Here is a 20,484-nt window from a genome sequence, read left to right as displayed (position 1 = left end):
GAGTCGGTGCCGGGCCCCTCTTCGTGCCGTCCGGACCCGGGCAGCCGGCCGTGCGCCCTCAGGGCCCCGTCGAACCCCGGCGGCCTCCGCTCCGTGTCCCACTCGGCCACCAGACCACGTACAGGCAGGTGGAGGTCATGATCACTGCACGATTCAGCCATGAGGAACGCATCCATCACTTGGTCACCTGGGCCAGTGCCTGGGTCGACCGCGGCCAGGGGGAGAGCATGTGGGCGTACTCCCTGCGGCTGGGCGGGTCACACGCCCTGCTGAACGGCTGGGCCGGCAATCCCAGGCTGCTGGGGCTGCTCAGCGCGGAGGAACGGCGGCGCCTGGAGGTGGCGCGCGAGAGATCGGCGCGGGCGTGGCGCGCCCGGGTACCGGCGGGACGCTGAGGCAGGACTGCGACGGCGCGGCAGCGGGCGGCCGCGGCCTGCTCCCGGCCTGGCTCCCGCGGTCCTGGCGGCGCACGACGGCGCGGCCCGCACGGGAGACACGGCGGAAGCCCCGGCGCCGGGCACCGCCCCGCCGGCCTGCGCGGGGGCCGCTGTGCGGGGGCCGGCACTCTGCCAGGGGCGGCACCGTCGGGAACGGCCGGCGGGAACGCCCGCTGAGCCCGGACTCAGTCCTCGAGATACGTGTCGGACTCGGGGATCAGGTGCATGGCCGCTTCCTCGGCCGACGCCCCGGCGCCGTCCAGGCCCCGGTCGTACGCGACCAGAGGGGACGAGGTGTCGGCCCGGACGCCCTCGTCGGGCGCGACGAGCCGTCCGGCACGCACGTCACCCACCTCCGCGTCGATCAGCTCGCCGTCGGTGTCCCAGGTGTCCCCGATGCCGTCGCCCTCGGGAAGCCGCAGGTCGGGTATCTCCTCGGCCAGGCGTTCGTCGAGGCTCTCCCCGCGCAGCCGCTCGGCGGCCGTGACCCCGCTGTGCCGGACACCCCACGGTCGTTCCGGCGGCGAGTAGCCCTCGTCCAGGGCCTCCTCGCCGGCCCGGTAGTCCAGGGTGTCGGAGGCGTCCAGCACCCCGGCGTCGTCCTGTACGTCGGAGCCGTCCGGCTGGTAGACGTCGTCACCCATCGCTTCGTCGGTCAACGTATTCCTCCATCGTGTCGAGGGCCGGACGGCCACGGCAGCCGTCTTTCCGTGCCCGGCGGGCAGCGGCACCACATCGGGCCACGGCGTGGCGCAAGCGTATCGGCGCCGCCGCCCCGTCGCGCGCAGCGGGTGTGAAAACGTGTGGCGGCCCGCCGACCGTTCCCGACCCCGTCCTCCTGGAGCGCTCTATTCCCCCAGGACGGGCGCGCCCGTGAGGGAGCGGTCCGGGACGGTCATCTCCAGCGAAACCGTCTTGCCGCGGCCGTTGGGGGAGGTGTTCCATCCGCCGGCCAGCGCCTCCACGATGAGGAGGCCACGGCCGTGCTCGGCCTCGGCGTTGTCCTCCTCGGCCAGGGCCAGCGGGGAGGGCATCGGCGGGTCGCTCTCGGAGTCCCGCACCTCCAGCCGGACGCGGTCGCCGAAGGCGCGCAGGCGGACGTCGACGTCGCTGCCCGCGTGGACCAGGGCGTTCGTGACGAGTTCGGAGACGAGGAGTTGCAGGGTGTCCGCCAGCGTCGCCAGGTCCCAGGCACGCAACTGCTCCGTGACGAAGGCACGGGCCGTCCTGACCCCTTGCAGATCACGGCGCTGCACGTGCAGTGCCGCCGTGCGCGGCGCCTCCTTCCCGAGCGCGGGCTCGTAACGTGCGAGGAGCAGCACCGCGTCGTCGCGGCGCTGCCGGGACGACGCGGCCGCCGCGGTCCGGGTGACTTCGGCGACCACGTGGTCGGCGAGCTGCTCAAGGTCATCGCCGGTCTCCGGGCCGGCGCTGTCGAACAGCGTCTGCGCCCAGGGCACCGGGTCGGCGGGGGCGTATTCGTGCAGACCGTCCGAGTACAGCATCAGCACGGAGCCGGGCCGGAGCGTGTGCTGACGGCCCTGGTATGCCTGGTCGGTGGCCACGCCCAGGGGAAGGTTGGCGGGCGCGTGCAGCGCAGACAGACGTCCGTCGGGCCGGCGCACCAGGGGCTCGGGGTGGCCGGCCAGCGCCACCTCGGCCGTACCGTCGGACATGTCCAGGGAGACGACGCAGCAGGTCACGAGGAGGTCCGCGCCCAGCTTGGCGAGCAGTCCGCCGGTGCGGTCGATCACCACGGCGGGACGGTGTCCCTCCGCGGCGTAGGAGGCGAGCGCGGTCCGCGCCTGGCCCATCAGCGCGGTGCTGTTCAGGCTGTGCCCCTCGACGTCGCCGACGACCAGCACGACGCGGTCACCGGGCGCGCGGATCATGTCGTACCAGTCGCCGCCCACCCTGGACGTGGTGTCGGCGGGCCGGTACCGGGCGGTGGCCGTCAGCCGGGGGAACAGCGGGAGCACGGGGGGAAGGAGCTGGCGTTGCAGGTGCTCGGCGACCTGCTGCTGTTGCGCGCTCAGCTCGACGCGCTGCACCGCCGCGCCGAGCAGACCCGCCATCATGGTCATGAGGGCCCGCTCCTCCGGCGGGAAACCGCGGGGTCCGTCGAAGAACATGCAGCACACGCCGAGGACGTCGCTGCCCTGGAGCAGGGGGAGGTCGAGGACGTGCCTGTTCCCGACGAGCGGCAGGTGTGCCTCGGCGAGATCCCGGGCCGACGGGGACCCGGTGCCGGGCCCGTCACCGGGTCCGGCCGGCTCCACGCCGCGGAACTGCGGGCCGGCCTGGAGGGCGTCCGCCGCCGGCGACGCGGCGTTCGCGGTGCTGCCGTGCAGGCCCCGGGCCAGTTCCGAGGAGTCGCCGCTGTGTCCGACGACCCAGAAGCGCCCGTCCTCGGCCACGGCGAGGACGATGGCGCGGGCCCGCAGTGGTCTCATGACGCAGGACCGTGCGGCGGCCATGACCTCCTGCTTGGTCGTGGCCTGGTTCAGCAGGTCGGCGAGTCGGCGCAGCGGGTACATCATGCTCGTGCCGCCCGAGCCCGGCACACCGGGAAGACCCCAGCCCGCCGTGCGGACACTCGCGGGCCGTGCCGGGATGAGCGTCGGGGTACACGGGGCGACGACGGCCTCGCCGCGGTCGGCGAGCGTCGTGAGGGCCGCGGCGAGCCCCCTCCCCTCCTCCTCCAGCGCCGCCCGGTCCGCGGCCGAGTAGGGGCCGTGCGTGTCGAGCCGGAGAGCCATCAGGGCACCGAAGCGGCGGTCCCCCGCGACCACCGGGGTGGCGATCGCGAGGTAGGGGTACGACAGCGGGGGCTGCGCGTGCTCAGCGTCCCGGTGCGTTTCCAGGTCCCCCACTGTGGTGCCCGAGGCGAGCGCGCGAGCGGGCTCGTAGGGCGAGTCCAGGTCCGCTCCCGGGAGCACACTGAAGATCGAGGGCGGGCTGCCCGCGATCATCGCCACTTCCAGGCGGGTCCGGTCCGCGTCCAGCAGATGGACGGCGGCCGTGACCGCACCCGAACGGCGGACCGTCTCGCAGACGGTGCGGTGCAGGGCGTCCGCGAGCCGAGTGCCGATTCCACCGGAACCGTCACCGCCGGGGTGCGTCTCGGAGGTGTCGCCGCTGGTCACCGATCACCCCCTTGTCTGCTGCGGTGGCGAACCGGGAGGCGGCAGGGCGTTCGCACGTCACGCCGCCTCGGTGACAGTGACCTCTTCTCATCCATCCTAGTAAAGCTTGGCCATGGGCGGACACGAGGACGCGCGCCCTCCGGCGCGCCGGAACCGTACGACCCCGCCACCGGCACCGGGGGCCCGGCGGTGTCGCACACCAGTGACCGCGACGTCGTACGGCTGCCGCCGACCCGGGAGCCGTCCACGCCGTTACGCGGATCCGTGGCCGGTCTTCCGCCGTCCCCGTCGCCTGTCGACCACACCTCCCGACAGTGGCCGTTCTAAACACGTGTGCGCACCGGTGTCTGGGTGGCGGGCGCTCGGCCACCGAGAAACGTATCTTGAGGGAGCGTAGGCTCTGAGCGGTCGTGACCCAGCCAGGGCTGCTGTAGCCATGTATGGGGCCGCGCGAGCGATCAGTGAGGAGAAACCCATGGTGTCCGCCGGGGAAGATTTCGACTACGTGATAGTGGGAGGCGGCACGGCCGGCTCCGTTGTCGCGTCCCGTCTGTCGCAGGACCCCGGAAACCGGGTCCTGCTCGTGGAAGCGGGACAGGCCGAGGGGCCCGCGGCGATGTCCGTACCCGGCGCGTGGCTCGGCCTCCGGGGCAGCGAGGTGGACTGGGGGTACCGGACCGTCGCGCAGCCGGCTCTGCACGGCAGGGAGATCGACTATCCGCGGGGCAAGGTGCTGGGCGGCTCCAGTGCCGTCAACGCACTCAGACGGACGACCTCAACGGCGCGAACGCGGAAGGCGTCGCCTGGACGGAGCTGACCGCGGTCGACGGCGTGCGGCAGTCCGCCGCGGACGCCTACCGTGTCGGCGAGCACGGCGTCGTGCTCGCCGTAGATCAGGGTCGCCGAGTTCATCACCCAGCGCAGGTCGGCACCCTCGTGGCTGCTCTCCGGCAGGTCACGGACGAGTCCTTGACGGCGGGCCAGCAGCGTGTCGTACCTCAGGTCGGTCATGGGGGTTCTCTCCTGGGTCAGTAGGCGTGCCACGGCGACCAGGGGCAGGGGCGCGGTGGCCGCGCTGCCCGGACCGACGGCGGGGTCACGAGGCCATCGGCAGGGCACCGCTCGCCAACCGGTTGCGGTCGGCCTCCGACAGCCCGCCCCACACGCCGAAGGGCTCACCCGTCGCGAGCGCCATGCGGGCGCACTGCTCCCTGACCGGGCACCCGGCGCACACCTGGCGCGCCCGCTCCTCGCGTGCCCGGCGACGGCGTCCGCGCTCATTCGCCGGCGAGTAGAAGACCGAGCTGTCCATGCCCCGGCACGCAGCGGAGAGCTGCCACTCCCACAGGTCACCGACGGGTCTGCGGGGACGGGCGTAGCGGGGTCCGGACACGGTCACTCACCTCACGAACGGTCTGCCTGCTCCTGTCCGACCGAGAATGCCCCGGGCGGGAGAAGGACACATCCGTCGTTTGACTGACCGGAACACATCAGCGCGGGGGCGCGCTCCGACCACGCCACGCAGGCTCGGGCGGAGGCGACTTCGCACCGCGCGAGAGTGGGACGGCTCCCCGGGGCCGAGCGGCGAGCCCGTCGGCGGGCCGAGGGCGGGGGCCGAGGGCGGGGCAGTGCCGCGATGTACGACGTGTGACACGGCGGCGCACGGCGAGTGGCCGGCCGCCGGTCCCACATCGCCACCGCATGTGCACACCTATCGGTCGGCGCGTGTCCGTTGCGGTACCGCGCCGCGGCTACGATACGTGCACCTTCCGGAAGTTGACGGCGACAGGCGACGGAGGCTCTGTGACTCCCAGGTTTCTCCCGCGTCCACGGACACGGACACATCCTCCGCGCACGTGTGGCGGCATCCGCACCGGAGCGGCGGCGTCCGCCGCCGTGCTCCTGCTGTGCACGGCCGTCGGCCCGGCGACCGCCGCGCCCACCTCGGGCACGTCCACGCCCTCGCCCTCGGCGAGCGCGCTGCGCCTGCCCAGCGTCCCCGCCCGCCTCGACGCCACGGCGACGACCTGCACCAAGGGGTCCGCCACCGTCATGCCCCAGGTTCCGTGGGCCCAGCGGGTGCTCGGGCTCGCCGAGGCCGGCCTGCTGACCGAGGGCGCGGGCGTCACGGTCGGCGTCGTCGACACGGGCGTGTCGCCGAAGGCGGCGGCGCTGTCCGGCCGCGTCACGGCCGAGCCGGGCGCGGGCTCCGACTGCGTGGGGCACGGCACCTTCGTCGCCGGGCTCATCGCCGCCGCTCCGCGCCCGGGCGTGGGATTCGCCGGCGTGGCGCCGGCCGCGCGGATCTTCGCCGCGCGTGGCACCGACGTGACCGGGAACGCCGACGCGAGGACGGTCGCGCGCGGGATCCGGGCGGCGGTGGACGCCGGGTGCCGGGTCGTGACGGTGTCGGCGGCGCTGGCGCGCAGCGACTCCTCACTCGCCTCCGCCGTGCGCTACGCCACCGCTCACGACGTGCTGCTGGTGGCCCCCGCCGTGCCGGACGGCACTCCCTCCACCCCGGGCGCGACGCCGTCCCCCACGCCGTTCTGGCCCGCGGCCGCGCCGGACGTGCTCTCGGTGGTGGACTTCGGCGCCGACGGGAAGCGCCCCGACGGCGCGTTCGAGCCGGCCGCGCCGGACCTGGCGGCCCCCGGCGACCTGGTGAGCGGCATCGGACCATCCGGTGACGGCCACTTCGTGGGCAGCGGGGCCTCCTTCGCCGCCGCCTACGCGGCCGGCGCCGCCACACTCGTACGGGCCTATCATCCGGACCTGACCGCCGCGCAGACCGCGGACCGGCTGAAACGCACCGGTTACCCCGCCGACGTGCCGCGCCTGGACGTCAACGGCGCGCTCACCGGCGTCCTGCCCTCCGGCCCGGCCGCCGAGCCGCCGGCCGCTGCCGGCTTCCACGTGCTCGCGGTCGTCGGCGACGGCGGGACGGTCCGTCGCGCGGCCGCGCTGACCGCGGCGTGTGCCGCCCTGGCGCTGGCCCTGGCGGTGACGGCGGCACTGCGCCGCCGGGCCCATCGCCGAACGGGCGAGCACACCTGACGGACCGCCCGTCCGGTCCGGTACCCCCGGCGGCGTGGGCCGGACACGGGCCGAACCCGGCCGGTGGTGCGCCGGCCGTGCCCCGGCCGTGCCCCGGGTGTGGTCGGGGTGTCGGGAGGTCCGGTCGTCGTCGGGCGCGGCGTGGGCGGGGGCGACGTGGTGGGGCCGGGCCGGCTGTGGACCGGTCCCCGGCGGGGCTTCCGGCAGGGCCAGCCGTGGACCCCGCTCGCACCCCTGCACGCGACCCCACCCCGCCGGCCCTGTGGGGCACCGGGTGCGGTCGGGGTGTCGGGAGGTCCGGTCGTCGTCGGGTACGGCGTGGGCGGGGGCGAAGTGGCGGGCCGCGCCGGCTGTGGACGGGTGGACTGGCGGGGCTTCCGGCCGGCCGCCCGTGGACTCCGCTCGCACGCCTGCCCGCAATCCCACCCCGCGGGGCACTGGGTGTGGTCGGGGTGTCGGGAGGTCCGGTCGTCGTCGGGCGCGGCGTGGGCGGGGGCGAAGCGGCGGGCCGGGCCGGCCGTGGACGGGGGACCGGCGGGGCTTCCGGCCGGGCCGCCCGTGGACTCCGCTCGCGCCTCGCGCCTCGCGCCTCGCGCCTCGCGCCTCGCGCCTCGCGCCTCGCGCCGTCGGCCGGGCCGGTCCACCCGAGGAGGCCGTCCGCCCCCCTCGCGCCCCGCCCCGTCAGCGTCAGCGGAGCGGGTTTCCGCCCGTTTCCGGGCCCGGGGTCCCCTCCGGGGCCGCGACCGCCGTCTGGATCTGGGTGGTCCGGCGGCGGGTGACGTACAGACCCCGCCCCGGCGGCAGGACACGGGGCTTGACGCCGAAGACGTGGCCCTCCGAGGGCGGGCACGACAGCAGCAGACCAGGTGAGTTGACCTCCAGGATGCGCCGCACCAGCGGGTCGTTGACGCCGCGTATGGCGCCCGCGGCGGCCCGGGCGACGATGACGTGCACGCCGACCTCGTAGCCCAGCGGCAGGTGCTCCAGCAGCGGTTCGAGCGGAGTCTGCATGGGCTGGGCGACCAGGTCGTAGTCGTCCACCAGGACGAACAGCCGGGGGCCCGTCCACCAGTCGGCCAGCCGCATCCGGGCGGGTGAGATGTCCTGTCCCGGCGTACGTTCCGCCAGCGCCCGCCCCACACCGGTCACCTGCTTGCGCAGCTGGTCCACCGAGACGGCGTGACCCAGCCGGTACTCCTCGGGCACGGCCTCCACCAGTTGACGGCGGTAGTCGACGACCAGGATCCGCGCCTCGGCCGGGGTGAACGTCCGCACGATGTGCTGGGCCGTCAACCGCAGGAGGTTCGTCTTGCCGGTCTCGCTGTCACCGAACAGCACCAGGTGCGGCGTCTCGGAGAAGTCGTGCCAGGCCGTGCCCAGTTCGGTCTCCTCCAGGCCGAGCGGGAAACGGAAGCGGCGCTCGGGCGCGACGGGCGGCAGGTCCTGCGCGTCCAGCCTGGTCGGCAGCATCCGCACCGCCGGCGCACCCGGCCCCGGCCAGCTCTCGGTGACCGCCGCCACCAGATCGCTCACGCCGTCGGCCAGGTCGTCGGCACGTTCCGCGCCGTCGATCCGGGGCAGCGCCGCCAGGTAGTGCAGTTTGCCCTCGACGGTCAGGCCGCGTCCGGGGGAGCGGGGCACGCTGGCCGCCTTGCGGATGTCGACCACGGAGTCCATCGCGTCGCCCATGCGCAGTTCCAGCTTGGTGCCGGCCTGGTCGCGGATCGCGGCGACCAGCTCCACCCAGCGCGCGGCCGTGATCACCAGGTGGATGCCGTAGTTCAGCCCGCGTGCGGCGATCTGGCTCAGTGCGGGGATGTCGTCCTGGAAGTCCTGCCGGACGGTCGACCAGCCGTCGACGACGAGGAACACGTCACCGTAGGCCTCCTCGGGGAACTCGCCGGCCGCCCGGCGGCGGCGCAGCGTGGCCATGGAGTCGATGCCGTGCTCCAGGAACATGCGTTCGCGCCGGGCCAGCAGCGAGCTGATCTCCGCGAGGGTGCGGCCCACCCGCTCGGTGTCCAGGCGGGTCGCGACCGAGCCCACGTGCGGCAGCCCGGTCAGTCCGGACAGGGTGCCGCCGCCGAAGTCCAGGCAGTAGAACTGCACCTCGCGCGGTGTGTGGGTGAGCGCCAGCGCCGTGACGAGGGTGCGCACGAGGGTGGACTTGCCGCTCTGCGGGCCACCCGCGATGCCGACGTGCCCGCCGGCGCCGGACAGGTCCACGGTCAGCAGGTCGCGTTTCTGGTCGAAGGGCCGGTCGACGACCCCCACGGGCACCCGGAGCGCGCCGCGCCCGGCCCAGTCCGCGGTGGTCAGGCCGTACACCGGGTCCGGCGAGAGCGGCGGCAGCAGCCGGTCCAGGGTCGGCGACTGGGTCAGCGGCGGCAGCCACACCTGGTGCGCCGGCGGCCCGGAGTCCCGCAGCCGCTCCAGCGCGACCGACAGCAGCGACGGCGCGTCCTCCTCGTTCTCCCCGCCCTCGCCGGGCGGCCGCTCCCCGGCGGCCGGCGGCAGCTCGCGCTCGGCCACCCGCTCCCCGCTCCAGACCACCACCTGGCTGGCGACCCGCTCCTGGACGAGGGCGCCGGACCGCTCGCGGTACCCACCGGAGACGTAGGCCGCGCGGAACCGGGTCAGCGGCTCGGTGCCGCTCTTGAGGAACCCGGCGCCGGGCTGCGAGGGCAGCTCGTAGGCGTCCGGCACACCGAGCACGCCCCGGCTCTCCATCGCCGAGAACGTGCGCAGGCCGATCCGGTACGACAGGTGGCTCTCCAGCTGGTGCATACGGCCCTCGTCCAGGCGCTGCGACGCCAGCAGCAGGTGGACGCCCAGCGAGCGGCCGAGCCGGCCGATCATCACGAACAGCTCCATGAACTCGCGGTGTGCCGAGAGCAGTTCGCTGAACTCGTCGACCACCACGAACAGGCTGGGCAGCGGCGCCAGCGGGGTGCCCGCGGCGCGCGCCTTCTCGTACTCCAGCGCGGAGGTGTAGTTGCCGGCCGCGCGCAGCAGCTCCTGGCGGCGGATCAGCTCGCCGTGCAGGGCGTCCTGCATGCGGGAGACCAGCGCCGCCTCCTCCGCCAGGTTGGTGATGACCGCGGAGGTGTGCGGCAGCTGGTCCAGGCCGAGGAAGGTCGCGCCGCCCTTGAAGTCGACCAGCACGAAGTTCAGGGACTCCGAGGAGTGGCCGAGCGCCAGCGCCAGCACCAGCGTGCGCAGCAGCTCGCTCTTGCCGGAGCCGGTGGCGCCGATGAGCATGCCGTGCGGGCCCATGCCGCCCTCCGCGGACTCCTTGATGTCCAGCTCGACGGCGCGTCCGTCGGCGCCGACCGCGATGGGCACCCGCAGCCGGCGCCCCGCGGAGGCGCCGCGCCGCTCCCAGTAGGCCTTCGGGTCGTACCGGTACAGGTCGGGGATGCCGAGCAGGGTGGTCAGCTCCACGTCGGTGGCGAGCGGCTGGGCCGCCTCCGCGGTGACGCCGGTGCGCATCGGGGCCAGCACCGCGGCCAGCGCCCGCGCGGAGGCCGGACCCAGCCGGTCGGCGCGGCCCAGCGCGGTCATCGACTCCTTGCGGCTGCGGCCGGTGCGCACCAGCCGCACCTCGCCCTCCTCGACGTGCAGGCGCAGCGTGGTGCGGCCCGGCCGCCACGGCAGGTCGCCCGACAGGTCGAGTACCACGGTGTTGCGGAAGCCCGCACGGGCCAGCGGGTGCCCGGAGGGCATCTGGCCGCCGTCCACCACGATCACCGTGTACGGCTCGTCCTGGCTCGCCGTGGCGCCCGCCTCGAACGGCGGCCGGTCGGCGAAGTCCTCACCGAGCAGCGCCTCCAGTTCGCCGGCGGCGGAGACGAACAGCCGGACCGGGCCCGCCCCGTCCGTCTCCACCGGGTGGTGGGTGTGCGGCAGCCACTTCGCCCAGTCCCACTCCCCGGCCCGTTCGGCGGAGACGCAGAAGACGATCATCAACTCCTGCGGGGAGTGCGCGACCGCCAGCTGGCCGAGCAGGGCCCGCGCCACCCCGAGCACCTCCTCCCGTTCACCGCGCAGGAGTACCCGAGCCCACGCCGGAAGGAAGATCGCGATGGGCTGTCCGGGGACGGTGGAGTACGCGTTGACGAAGGCGCGCAGGGCATGCGCGGTCAGCGGGTCGAGGTCCTCCACGGGCTTGGTGGCATTGGTCGTCAGCCGCATGCCCAGGCGCTGCTCGCCCACCGCGAGCCGTACCTCGCCGAAATCCTGGTCGGACGGACGGCGCTCCCACAGCCGCGTGGTGCGCGCCAGCGCCCACAGCGCGGTGGGCCCCGGGTGTCGCCACGCCAGGGCGCTCTGCTGCTCGGCCACCGCCGCCCTGACCTTGCGGCGGGCGCCGCCGAGGTAGCGCAGGTAGTCCCGGCGGGCTCCCTTGAGCTTCTGCCTGCGTTCCGTGCCGCCGCGCATCAGCTGCCCGAGCAGCATGAAGACCATCGCCAGCGCCATCACGCCGACCACCACGTACGTCATCGGACCGGAGGACTGGCCGGGACGCGCGTACAGCAGCACCATCGCGCCCGACATCATGGCCATCGGCAGGTACGTCATCAGACCGGCGCCGCCGTCCGGTACCTGTTCGGACAGCACCGGCGGCTCCTGGAGCACCATCTCGCCCTCGGGCATCTCGGGCCCCCGGCGCCGGGCCGGCCTGCGGAAGAAAACCACGCTCAACTGAAGACGTCCTTCTCAACGAGATGCGAAGCCCGAAGCCACGGGGTCCGCGCGCGGGGTGTGTATCGGGTGTGCGCGGACGGAGGGCGCGCGGACGGCGGCGTGCCGGGCAACCCGTGGGGCCCTGGCGCCGTACGGCGACACCTGTGAGACTATCGGGCACCACCGAGGTCGCCAACAGTGGTTCGCCGCACACCGGTTCTCCGCCGCGTCGGCTGCCGGTTCCGGCGACCGGCTCTCCCCCGCGGACCCCCCGACAGGCTCCGGTCCAGGGACCCCCCATCGGCCCCCGAGCGGCCCCCGCCGCCGAAGAGGTGTGAACACGTATGAGTGAAGGATCAACGACGGGTGTGTGCCGGGTGACCATACGGGCCCCGGAGCGGATCCTCGACCTGGCCGTGCCCGCCGACATCCCGCTCGCCGACCTGCTCCCGGTCGTCGTCGCACAGGCCGGCGAACAGCTGGAGGAAGCCGGGCTGGAGCACGGCGGCTGGGTGCTGCAACGCATCGGCGGCGCACCGCTGGACGGTGAACTGACCCTCGACGCCCACGACCTGCGCGACGGCGAGGTACTGCTGCTGCGCCCGGAGACCGAGGCACTGCCCCCGGTGCGGCACGACAACCTGGTCGACGCCGTCGCCGGCACGGTCCGCGAACTGCCCCACGCCTGGACCCCGGAGACCAGCCGCTGGACCCTGCGGCTGATGACCGGCGCCGCGCTCCTGGCCTGCCTCGTCGTACTGGCGCTGCCGGGTGACCCGGCGTCACGGGCCGCGCTGGCGGCCGGCGCGGCGCTGCTGGCCCTGGCCGGCGCGGGGGCGGCGGCCAGGGTGATGGAGGACCCGCCCGGCGCGGTGGTGCTGGGCCTGGGCGCCGGCCTGCTGCTGGGGCTGGCGGGCGTCCTGCTGACCGGCGACCCGTGGACCGCCTCCGGGGACCCGGCCCGGGCCGGCGCGCACCTGCTGGCGGGCTCGGCGGCCGCCGGGATCGGCGCCGCCCTGGCCCTGTCCGTGGTCTCCGTCCACGTCGTCGTCTTCGCCTCCGCCATCGTGGTGTGCGCCGCCGGCGTCCTGGGCGGTGTGCTGATGATCGCCCTGGACGCGCCGTTCTCCGCCGCGGCCGGGGCCGTCGCGGTGGCTGCCGTCGTCTTCGGGGCGTTCGTGCCGCGGCTGTCCTTCTCCCTGGCCGGTCTGCGGCTGCCGCCGCTGCCCACCACCCCCGAGCAGCTCCAGGAGGGGATCGAACCGCACGAGGGCGAGGACCTCGCCCGCCGCTCCGCGGCCACCGACCGCTGGATGAGCGGCTTCTACCTGGCCGCGGGCGCCGTGTGCGCCGCCTGCCTGGCCGGCCTGGCCCGCCGCCCGGAGCCGCCCCAGATGACCACCTGCGCCCTGCTGGCGCTGCTGCTCTTCCTGCACGGACGCAGCCTGGGCACGGCCTGGCAGCGGCTGGCGCTGACCGTGCCGGCCCTGCTCGGCCCCCTGCTGGCGGCGGCCTGGCTGGCCGCCCACGGCGGCGGCGGGGTGCGCCTGGCGGTCGCGGGCGCCCTGCTGCTGTGCACCGCGGGCCTGGCCGTGGCCTCCTGGATCATTCCCGGCCGTCGCATGCTGCCCCACTGGGGCCGGGCCGGAGACCTGCTGCAGTCCGCGACGGCCTTCGCGCTGCTGCCCGCCGTGCTGTGGAGCCTCGGCGTGTACCAGCTGCTGCGCTCGGCCAACGGCTGACCGGCGAACGAGGAGATACGTCATGCAGAACCGGCGGGACCAGGTCCAGGCACACCGCTTCGTCGTCTCCCGGCTGACCAGCGGCCTGCTGCGCGCCGACCCCGACGCCCCCGAACCGTCCACCCGCCGCACCGACAGGGGCGTCACCTTCGGCGCCGTCTTCGCGGCCGTGCTCGCCATCGGCTTCCTGGTCTACGGACTCATCAGCCCCGGCGGCGCCACCGGCTGGCGCGACGGCCACACCCTGGTGGTGGAGGAGGGCACCGGCGCCCGCTACCTGTTCGACGGCACCCGGCTGCGCCCCGTGCGCAACTACGCCTCGGCGCGCCTGCTGGTCGGCGCGGACCTGAAGACCGACACGGTCTCCGCCGCGTCCCTGCGGGGCACACCGCACGGTGACCCGGTCGGCATCGAGGGCGCCCCCGACGACCTGCCCGACGCCGGCGGCCCGGGAGCCTGGCAGGTATGCGCGGGAACGCGGCCCACCGACTCCGGCGAACGCGTGGGCACCACCGCGCTGGTGGTCGACTCCCGTCTGCCCGGCGACACCGTGGCGGACGGCGTGCTCGTGCGCGACGACAAGGGCGGCCTGTTCCTGGTGTGGCACGGCACGCGCTTCCGGCTGGCCGCCGGGCAGGCCGCGGTCGCGGCCCTCGGCTACGCGGCGGCGGACCCCCTGCCGGTGTCCGCCGCCTTCCTCGACGCGGTGCCGGCGGGCGCCGACCTGGCCGCGCCCCGGGTGGCGGGCCAGGGCGGGCCGGGACCGGACGTGGACGGCACCGCCACGCGGATCGGCCAGGTCTTCGTCGTCCGCACGCCCGGTGCCGCCCAGCAGTACTACCTGCTCCTGCGTTCGGGCCTGACCCCCGTCACCACCACCCAGGCGGCCCTGCTCCTGGGCGCGTCCGACACCCGGGAGAAGGCATACGGAGGGAAGGCCCCGCAGGCCCTGGCCCTGTCCCCGAACGCCCTCGACCGCGTGCTGGCGCCCAAGGGTGCCCACGACGAGGCGGCCGGAGTACAGCGGTCGGGCTCCGTGATCCCCGCCGCGCCCCCGGTCCTCGCCCAGCGCCGGGACGACCGGAACCTGTGCGTACGGCTGATCCCCCAGGGGGACGCGGGCACCAGCGTCTCCCTGGTCGCCGTGGACTCATCGGCCGTCGCCGCCGGGGCCACCGCGCCCGGCCGGGCCCTGGTCCCGGCCTGCCTGGCGGTGGACACCGTGTCGGTGCCCGCCTCGGGCGGCGCCCTGGTACGCGCGCTGAGCAGCGCGGGCACGGGCATGGGCGACACCACCTACCTGGTGACCGACACCGGCCGGAAGTACCGCATCGCCTCCGCGGACGCCGCGACGGCGCTCGGCTACGACGTGCGGCGGGCCCAGAAGCTGCCCTCCCCGCTGCTCGACATGCTGCCGACGGGACCCGACCTGTCCCCGGAGGCGGCCCAGGCGGGCCGCAGCGATGTCACCGGCGGGAGCCGGTGCGCGACAGGGCATGGGACCTCCTGATACGTGTGACCACCTCGCCGTTCTGCGGGCAACGGTCACTCTCCGCGGGTGACTTGACGACCCATAGGTACATGCCGAACGCACATGCCCACATGCAAAACACACATGACTGAGTGTCACTTGTCGCCCCCGCCATCGCAGGTTTATCATCGCGGTGATCCGACCGTCCGATTCTGACGGCCCGTTCGATGTGTCGGCCGCAGCATCCCGACCTACACACACGTAGTCGGCCGCGGCCGGACATGCGCACAGATGTTCCGCACGTCCCACGGCGAGACCCCGCCATGGCAGCGACGTGACCCCCCACTCGATCCGCCGATGGAACGGAAGGCAACGACACGATGAGCACCCCTACCAACGGACGGCTGCAGGAGTCCTCCACAGCCACCTACGGCCAGGCCATCTCCAGCCTGGAGGGCGCCCGGAGCCAGATGACGCTGATCCAGGGCGAAGTCCAGCAGGCCAAGGCGACCTTGCAGGCGCACTACCAGGGCGAGGACGGCCGTGCCTACGCGCGGGTCATGGACACCTGGCTCAGCGAGGTGGACCGCATCAAGCGCACCTGTGAGGCCATGGAGAACCAGCTGGGCAACAGCATGCAGTCCTCCAACAGCGCGCAGGCCGGCGCCCAGCAGGCCATCGTCGACGGCGACGGACACCTGACGGCGTTCGGATCCGACGTCGAGAACGGTACCTACACCGCCATGCGCGGCGCCTGACCCAGACCGCCACCCTCCGTCCCACCCCCCATCAAGGAGAACACCATGGGCGCCGAAGACGGCATCTACATCGACCACGGCCAGGCGCTGACCTTCGCCGAGGAGATGATGCACCAAACCACACGTATCAGCGACGTGGTGCACCAGCTCGAGGGCGAGCTGGCCGGCATCGTCGGCAACTGGCTGGGCCCCGACCGCGACATCTACTACGGCAAGGTCCAGCCCACCTGGAACTCCGAGGTCCAGGCGCTGTCCAGCATCCTCCAGCGGCACGCGCAGACCCTCGACAACATCAGCGACATGTACACGAAGACCGTGACCCGCAACGCGCAGGGCTTCGAAGAGATCAGGTTCTGACGGCGCCCACCGTCAGTTCGTTCCACCGCGCCCCGCCGTGATCCCCACAGGGGGGCGTCCCTCAGCAACGTGTGCCGCCGTCGTAGTCGTAGGGGAAGCAATGCCGGATCTGACCAAGCTGGACGCTCCCTCCCTCCGTACGTTCGCCGAAATGGACGTACGTGAGGCGGGGGACGAAATCGCCAGGCTGCGCGCCTCGGACCAGGAGGGGCAGTCCCTGTACGACATCTCCAACGCCCCCAACGGACCGTTCGTCATCGGCCCGATGGCGGGCGACTCGGACACCGCGGGCAAGAGCCTGGTGAGCCACACCATCCAGTCGGCGAAGGCGATCGACTCGGTGCTCAACCGTCACCTCACCGCTTTCCGCGATCTGCGACGGCAGCTCAACGACGTGGTCGACAGCATGCTCAAGACCCAGGGGGAGACCCTGCAACAGGTGGACGGGCAGAAGTTCCTGTCGGCCATCAGGGACTACGACTCGGACATGTCCGGCGGGTCGTACTCGTCGAACAGTTCCACCACCTCCGGCTGATCGCCATGGCCGTCGACAACTGGGAAAACATCATCAAGTTGCTCACGGGCTGGACACTGCCCGGGCGCTCGGAGGTGACCGGAGTCAAGGGGGACAGCGGCACCCCCTGGATCGACGTCAAGGTCAAGAAGGAGAAGCACCGGAGCACCACTCCGCAGATCCATCTCGACCCCGGCCACGGGGCGACCTTCCAGTACTTCGTGCAGCACGGCAAAAGCGTGGACATGTACACGGCACAGATCAGCTACCAGGGTGATCTGGCGAAGGGCACGACGTACTGGGAGCGCAGCAGGGAGGCGCTGAGCCGCCTGGTCAACCAGTTCCAGTCGGCCGGTGAGCCGTCCGCCTACGGCGGGGATCCCGGCCTCACGGATGGCGTCGACCTGCACTCCTTCAACCAGGCGGCGTACTCCTTCGACCGGGCCGGCCAGTTCTTCCGCAACCGCACGGCGGTCCTGAAGAACTGGCTCGACGCGATCGGAGCGGACAACGCGGCGTGGAAGGGCACCGCCGCGGACGTGTTCCGCGAGCTGATCGACGACCTGCACGACAAGTACGACCACTACACGACCCTGCTGAGGCCGCCCGGGTTCACGCCCACGAACACCTCGGTGGTCACCGGCACCCAGGCATGGTCGCTGCACGGCGACAACCTGATCGGGGCCCAGAACGACCTCCACCGTGCGTACACCGACCTGAGCAGGCAGCTCGACGACTTCTACTGGCGCCGGGGACGCGGCATCAACGTCACCTCGGCGGACGGCAGCACCCGCTCCCACGTCCCGCCGGCCGAGCCGACGAGCATCCTCGACGAGCTCATGTGGGACGTCCAGTGGTTCATCATGCAGTACAACCACCCGAAGGTGGCCTACCGGACGACGAGGTACAACTGGGGAACCTCGACGGAGACGGTCACCAGCTGGCATCCCACGCCCGGCTTCTCCGCCAACACCGCCTGGGGCAACCTCAAGGACCAGAGCACCTGGTCGGGCCTCGCCCAGGAGGCGATCAACCGGTGGACCAACAACATCCAGGCGAACCTGGACGAACCCGGACATCAGATCGCCACCGATCTCGGTACCAAGTGGACCCAGGTCCTCGACTCCGGTCATGACACCCGCTTCGCCTTCGAGGACATCCCCTCCGTCAGTCTCGCCGACAAGCTGGCGAAGGAACAGGCGGAGAAGGCACAGGAGGACGCGCAGCGGGAGGCCGAGGAGGCCGCCAAGGAGGCGCAGCAGGACGCACGGGACCAGGCCGACAAGTTCGCGAAGGGCGTCACCAGCCTGACGAGCGACGGATCCCCCGTGGGGAGCACCTACCCGACGGACGGCCCTCTGTCGGGACAGGACTTCCAGGTCGGCAGCACCGACATCGGCACGCCGTCCTCCTCGACGGACGGCCTCACGGACACGGCGACGCCCAGCTCGTCGGACCTCTTCAGCGGGCTGCCCACGGTCGGCGGTCCCCAGACCCTCACCGCGGACTCGGCCACCGGCACGCCGGCCACGCTCGCCGCGAACGGGGCGGACCCGCACACCCTGCTCAGCGGACTCCCCTCGGCCACGGATCTTTCGGCGGGTGTGCCGTCGACGGCTGATCTTTCGGCGGGTGTGCCCTCGGCCACGGATCTTTCGGCGGGTGTGCCGTCGACGGCCGATCTCACGGCGGGTGTGCCTTCGGCCACGGATCTTTCGGCGGGTGTGCCGTCGACGGCCGATCTCACGGCCGGTGCGCCCTCGGCCACCGACATCTCGGCGGGCACACCCTCGACGGTCGGCGCCCCCTCCGTGCCCGACCTGTCGACCCTGCTCTCCTCGCCTGCCACGGTCGGCGCACTCCCGGACGGCGGTTCCGTGGCGGTCGGCCCGGACGGAACCGTGACGACCACGACGGACGACGGCGTGACGACGACGAGCACCCTGCTCCCCGGGCAGGTGCTGACCAACCCGGACGGTTCGACGGTGTCGCTGAGCCCGGACGGCGGGGTGACCACCCACTCCCGGACGGCGGTTCCGTGGCGGTCGGCCCGGACGGAACCGTGACGACCACGACGGACGACGGCGTGACGACGACGAGCACCCTGCTCCCCGGGCAGGCGCTGACCAACCCGGACGGTTCGACGGTGTCGCTGAGCCCGGACGGCGGGGTGACCACCCACCTGCCGGACGGTTCGTCGTACACGTCCCACCCTGACGGCAGCGTGACGACGACGAACCCGGACGGTACGTCGACGACGCAGCTCCCCAACGGCGTGACCGAGACCGTCGGACCCGACGGACTGACCCACTTCACCAACCCCGACGGCAGCGTCACCACGCAGAACCCCGACGGCACGGTGAGCACCGACTTCCCCGACGGCAGCACGGCGACCATCGACCCCCGGACGGGCACGGTCACCACGCTCACACCCGACGGCCAGACCGTTTCCACCCACCTGGACCCCGGCCAGAGCCTGGTGAACCCCGACGGTTCCACGACGACGCTCGGGCCCGACGGATCGGTCACCACGACCCTGCCCGGCGGGGGCACCTACACCCTGCACCCGGACGGCACGGTCACCTCGACCGGTCCGGACGGAACGGGCCTCACACCCTCCGACGGAACGGCCGTCACCCTGCCGGACGGCACCCTCACCCAGCTTCCCGAACCGGCCGGCCTGCCCACCGTCTCCGGTGGCCCCAACACCCTCACCACCCTGACGCCGGACGGCGCCACGACCGTGCACTACCCGAGCGGCACCACCGCCACCACGGGGGCGGACGGTTTCACCACCACGACCTTCCCCGACGGCAGCAGCACCGTCAGCGGGCCCGACGGGCAGTTCCAGACCCTGCCGAGCCCCGACACGGCCGCCCTCCTCGACGGGACGGCCGGGCCCGCCGACGGGCCGGCCGGCCCCGGACAGGCCGAGGCCTTGGGCGGTCTGGGAGCGGGAGCGGGCCAGGCCGCGACGGCGGCGGCCGGCCAGGGCGCCGACCCCGGCCTGGCGGGCCTGCTCTCACCGATGATGATGATGTCGGGCATGGGCCGCATGGGCCAGGGCCAGCAGAACAAGGAACAGGAGCGGATCCGCGAGGTCTACGGCGATGACGAGTCCGACGGCGCCTTCTTCCACACCCAGCAGGTGGGCCGTCCGGGATCCCAGCCGGACCCGGAGCCCGACCTCTACGAGGAAGAGGAGGAGGACTCCGAGGAGCTTCTCAGCCGACCGCGACGAGACCAGGGAGCCGGCTACGTCCGCCCGTCCACGCAGAGCGGATCCGGCCGGGTGGACGACGGCGGTGACGTCTGGGGCACCGAAGAAGGCGGTCTGCCCGCTTCGATCGGACGGTGACCGTGACCGGCGCGCGGCGGACACCTCCGCCACCTCCACCTTCCCCGTCGTCGTCCGCACCCCGTAGTACACCCCCCTGTGAGGAGGGACCATGAAAGAAACGTTCGAGCAGCACATCCAGCAGGCGTTGTCCGAGTTCACCCAGCACCGCGAGACCTTGGCCCGGGTGCGGGGCGAGATGGCGTCCCTGTCGGCGACGGTGCGGTCCAAGGACCGTGCCGTGGAGGTGACGGTCGGTGCCCAGGGCGAGGTGACGGCACTGCGCTTCCTCGGCAACAAGCACCAGACGATGTCGGGCCAGAAGCTGGCCGCCAGCGTGCTCGACACCCTCATGCAGGCCCGCCAGGAGGTGCTGTCGCGGGCGACGGAGCTGTTCGGCTCCGTCTCCGGCATCGGCTCCGGCATCGTGGGCGCCGACCCGGAGGAGTTCGACCTGGACCGGCTGCTGGACGCGGCCGGCGCGACCGCCCGCCAGGACGCCGACAAGGCTGCCCCCGCCGCCCGCCGCTCCGGAGGCTCCCATGGCTGAGGACAGGGTCTTCGCCGCCGAACCCGACTCCGTGGTGCGCGGCGGTGACGTCACCGACCGGATCAGCCAGATCCTGGAGCGCCTCTCCCACGGCTACGCCGACCAGACCTCGTGGGACCCCGGCAACCCCCCGTGGGGTGTCGGACAGCTGGGCAGCGTCTTCGCCAAGCAGTACGTCCAGCCGCACAGCGAACTGCGGGACGCGGTGTCGGCTCTGGCCGCGGCGATGATGGGCGCGGCGACGAAGACCCTGACGTCCGGCCTGAGCTTCTCCGGCGCCCAGGACCACGCCGTCCACGAAATCGAGAGCAGAGGCCGGCGGTAGCAAGAAGTGGATCTGTCGCCTGGGTCGCCGTTGGGGAATCTGCTGAAGTTCCTGACCGGGATGGAGTGGCCTGATCTTGATGAGGCTGCGATGCAGCGGCGTGT

17 protein-coding genes are annotated in these 20,484 nt (G+C 73.3%); 12 read left to right on the top strand and 5 right to left on the bottom strand.

Translation table 11 applies throughout. The features are described 5' to 3' along the window. Positions 1-137 precede the first annotated feature (137 nt). Positions 138-395, top strand: a complete 258-nt coding sequence (locus IF37_RS0128100) for a hypothetical protein (protein ID WP_158727400.1) — start codon at positions 138-140, stop codon at positions 393-395. A gap of 227 nt (positions 396-622) precedes the next feature. Here IF37_RS0128100 and IF37_RS0128095 read toward each other — a convergent pair whose 3' ends face one another. After that, the gene (locus IF37_RS0128095; RefSeq protein ID WP_030748384.1) at positions 623-1,081 is read right to left on the bottom strand and encodes a DUF5709 domain-containing protein; all 459 of its coding nucleotides are present in this window, start codon (positions 1,079-1,081) and stop codon (positions 623-625) included. Between the two features lie 204 nt (positions 1,082-1,285). Next, entirely contained in the window at positions 1,286-3,583 is a 2,298-nt protein-coding gene (locus IF37_RS0128090) for a SpoIIE family protein phosphatase (RefSeq protein ID WP_079165912.1), read from the bottom strand. 436 nt (positions 3,584-4,019) lie between these two features. Here IF37_RS0128090 and IF37_RS46680 point away from each other — a divergent pair, with 436 nt between their 5' ends. Next, positions 4,020-4,400, top strand: a complete 381-nt coding sequence (locus IF37_RS46680; protein WP_367647129.1) for an NAD(P)-binding protein — start codon at positions 4,020-4,022, stop codon at positions 4,398-4,400. Here IF37_RS46680 and IF37_RS45280 read toward each other — a convergent pair. After that, entirely contained in the window at positions 4,298-4,594 is a 297-nt protein-coding gene (locus tag IF37_RS45280; protein WP_030748377.1) for a hypothetical protein, read from the bottom strand. The two genes, IF37_RS46680 and IF37_RS45280, sit on opposite strands and share 103 nt — an antisense overlap. Positions 4,595-4,679: 85 nt before the next feature. Continuing rightward, positions 4,680-4,976 (bottom strand): WhiB family transcriptional regulator, encoded by a 297-nt coding sequence (locus IF37_RS0128080; protein ID WP_030748374.1) that lies wholly within the window; start codon positions 4,974-4,976, stop codon positions 4,680-4,682. Between the two features lie 503 nt (positions 4,977-5,479). Here IF37_RS0128080 and IF37_RS0128075 point away from each other — a divergent pair. Beyond that, positions 5,480-6,640: a S8 family serine peptidase gene (locus tag IF37_RS0128075; protein ID WP_052845402.1), complete on the top strand. Its 1,161-nt coding sequence runs from the start codon at positions 5,480-5,482 to the stop codon at positions 6,638-6,640. A 687-nt stretch (positions 6,641-7,327) separates the two neighbouring features. On the opposite strand, the gene eccCa is transcribed toward IF37_RS0128075, so the two are convergent. Then, positions 7,328-11,338: a type VII secretion protein EccCa gene (gene eccCa, locus IF37_RS0128070; protein ID WP_052845404.1), complete on the bottom strand. Its 4,011-nt coding sequence runs from the start codon at positions 11,336-11,338 to the stop codon at positions 7,328-7,330. Between the two features lie 332 nt (positions 11,339-11,670). Between eccCa and eccD the strand changes: the two genes are divergently transcribed. From eccD to IF37_RS0128025, 9 genes are all read left to right on the top strand, one after another. Next, a complete protein-coding gene (eccD, locus tag IF37_RS0128065) occupies positions 11,671-13,068 on the top strand; it encodes a type VII secretion integral membrane protein EccD (RefSeq protein WP_030748367.1) in 1,398 nt (465 codons plus the stop codon). 22 nt (positions 13,069-13,090) lie between these two features. Next, a complete protein-coding gene (eccB, locus tag IF37_RS0128060) occupies positions 13,091-14,578 on the top strand; it encodes a type VII secretion protein EccB (protein WP_030748364.1) in 1,488 nt (495 codons plus the stop codon). Positions 14,579-14,919: 341 nt separating this feature from the next. Then, positions 14,920-15,297 (top strand): hypothetical protein, encoded by a 378-nt coding sequence (locus IF37_RS0128055; protein ID WP_030748362.1) that lies wholly within the window; start codon positions 14,920-14,922, stop codon positions 15,295-15,297. A gap of 45 nt (positions 15,298-15,342) precedes the next feature. Beyond that, positions 15,343-15,654, top strand: a complete 312-nt coding sequence (locus IF37_RS0128050) for a WXG100 family type VII secretion target (RefSeq protein WP_030748359.1) — start codon at positions 15,343-15,345, stop codon at positions 15,652-15,654. A gap of 100 nt (positions 15,655-15,754) precedes the next feature. Beyond that, complete coding sequence (locus IF37_RS0128045; RefSeq protein ID WP_030748353.1) at positions 15,755-16,189, top strand: type VII secretion system-associated protein; 435 nt, start codon at positions 15,755-15,757, stop codon at positions 16,187-16,189. A 5-nt stretch (positions 16,190-16,194) separates the two neighbouring features. Then, positions 16,195-18,234, top strand: a complete 2,040-nt coding sequence (locus tag IF37_RS0128040; RefSeq protein ID WP_030748351.1) for an AAWKG family protein — start codon at positions 16,195-16,197, stop codon at positions 18,232-18,234. Then, positions 18,231-19,526, top strand: coding sequence for a T-complex 10 C-terminal domain-containing protein (locus IF37_RS0128035; RefSeq protein WP_158727399.1), 1,296 nt, complete (start codon positions 18,231-18,233; stop codon positions 19,524-19,526). The genes IF37_RS0128040 and IF37_RS0128035 overlap by 4 nt, the downstream gene beginning before the upstream one ends. A gap of 91 nt (positions 19,527-19,617) precedes the next feature. Next, positions 19,618-20,055, top strand: coding sequence for a YbaB/EbfC family nucleoid-associated protein (locus IF37_RS40965; protein ID WP_052845401.1), 438 nt, complete (start codon positions 19,618-19,620; stop codon positions 20,053-20,055). Then, on the top strand, positions 20,048-20,380 hold the full coding sequence (locus IF37_RS0128025) for a hypothetical protein (protein ID WP_030748343.1): 333 nt from the start codon (positions 20,048-20,050) through the stop codon (positions 20,378-20,380). Before IF37_RS40965 ends, IF37_RS0128025 begins: the two co-directional genes overlap by 8 nt. Positions 20,381-20,484: the final 104 nt, after the last annotated feature.

This window comes from Streptomyces sp. NRRL S-31, assembly GCF_000718775.1.
Classification (GTDB): domain Bacteria; phylum Actinomycetota; class Actinomycetes; order Streptomycetales; family Streptomycetaceae; genus Streptomyces.
Note: the sequence above shows the minus strand (reverse complement) of the source record. Positions and strands in the feature narration are given on the sequence as shown.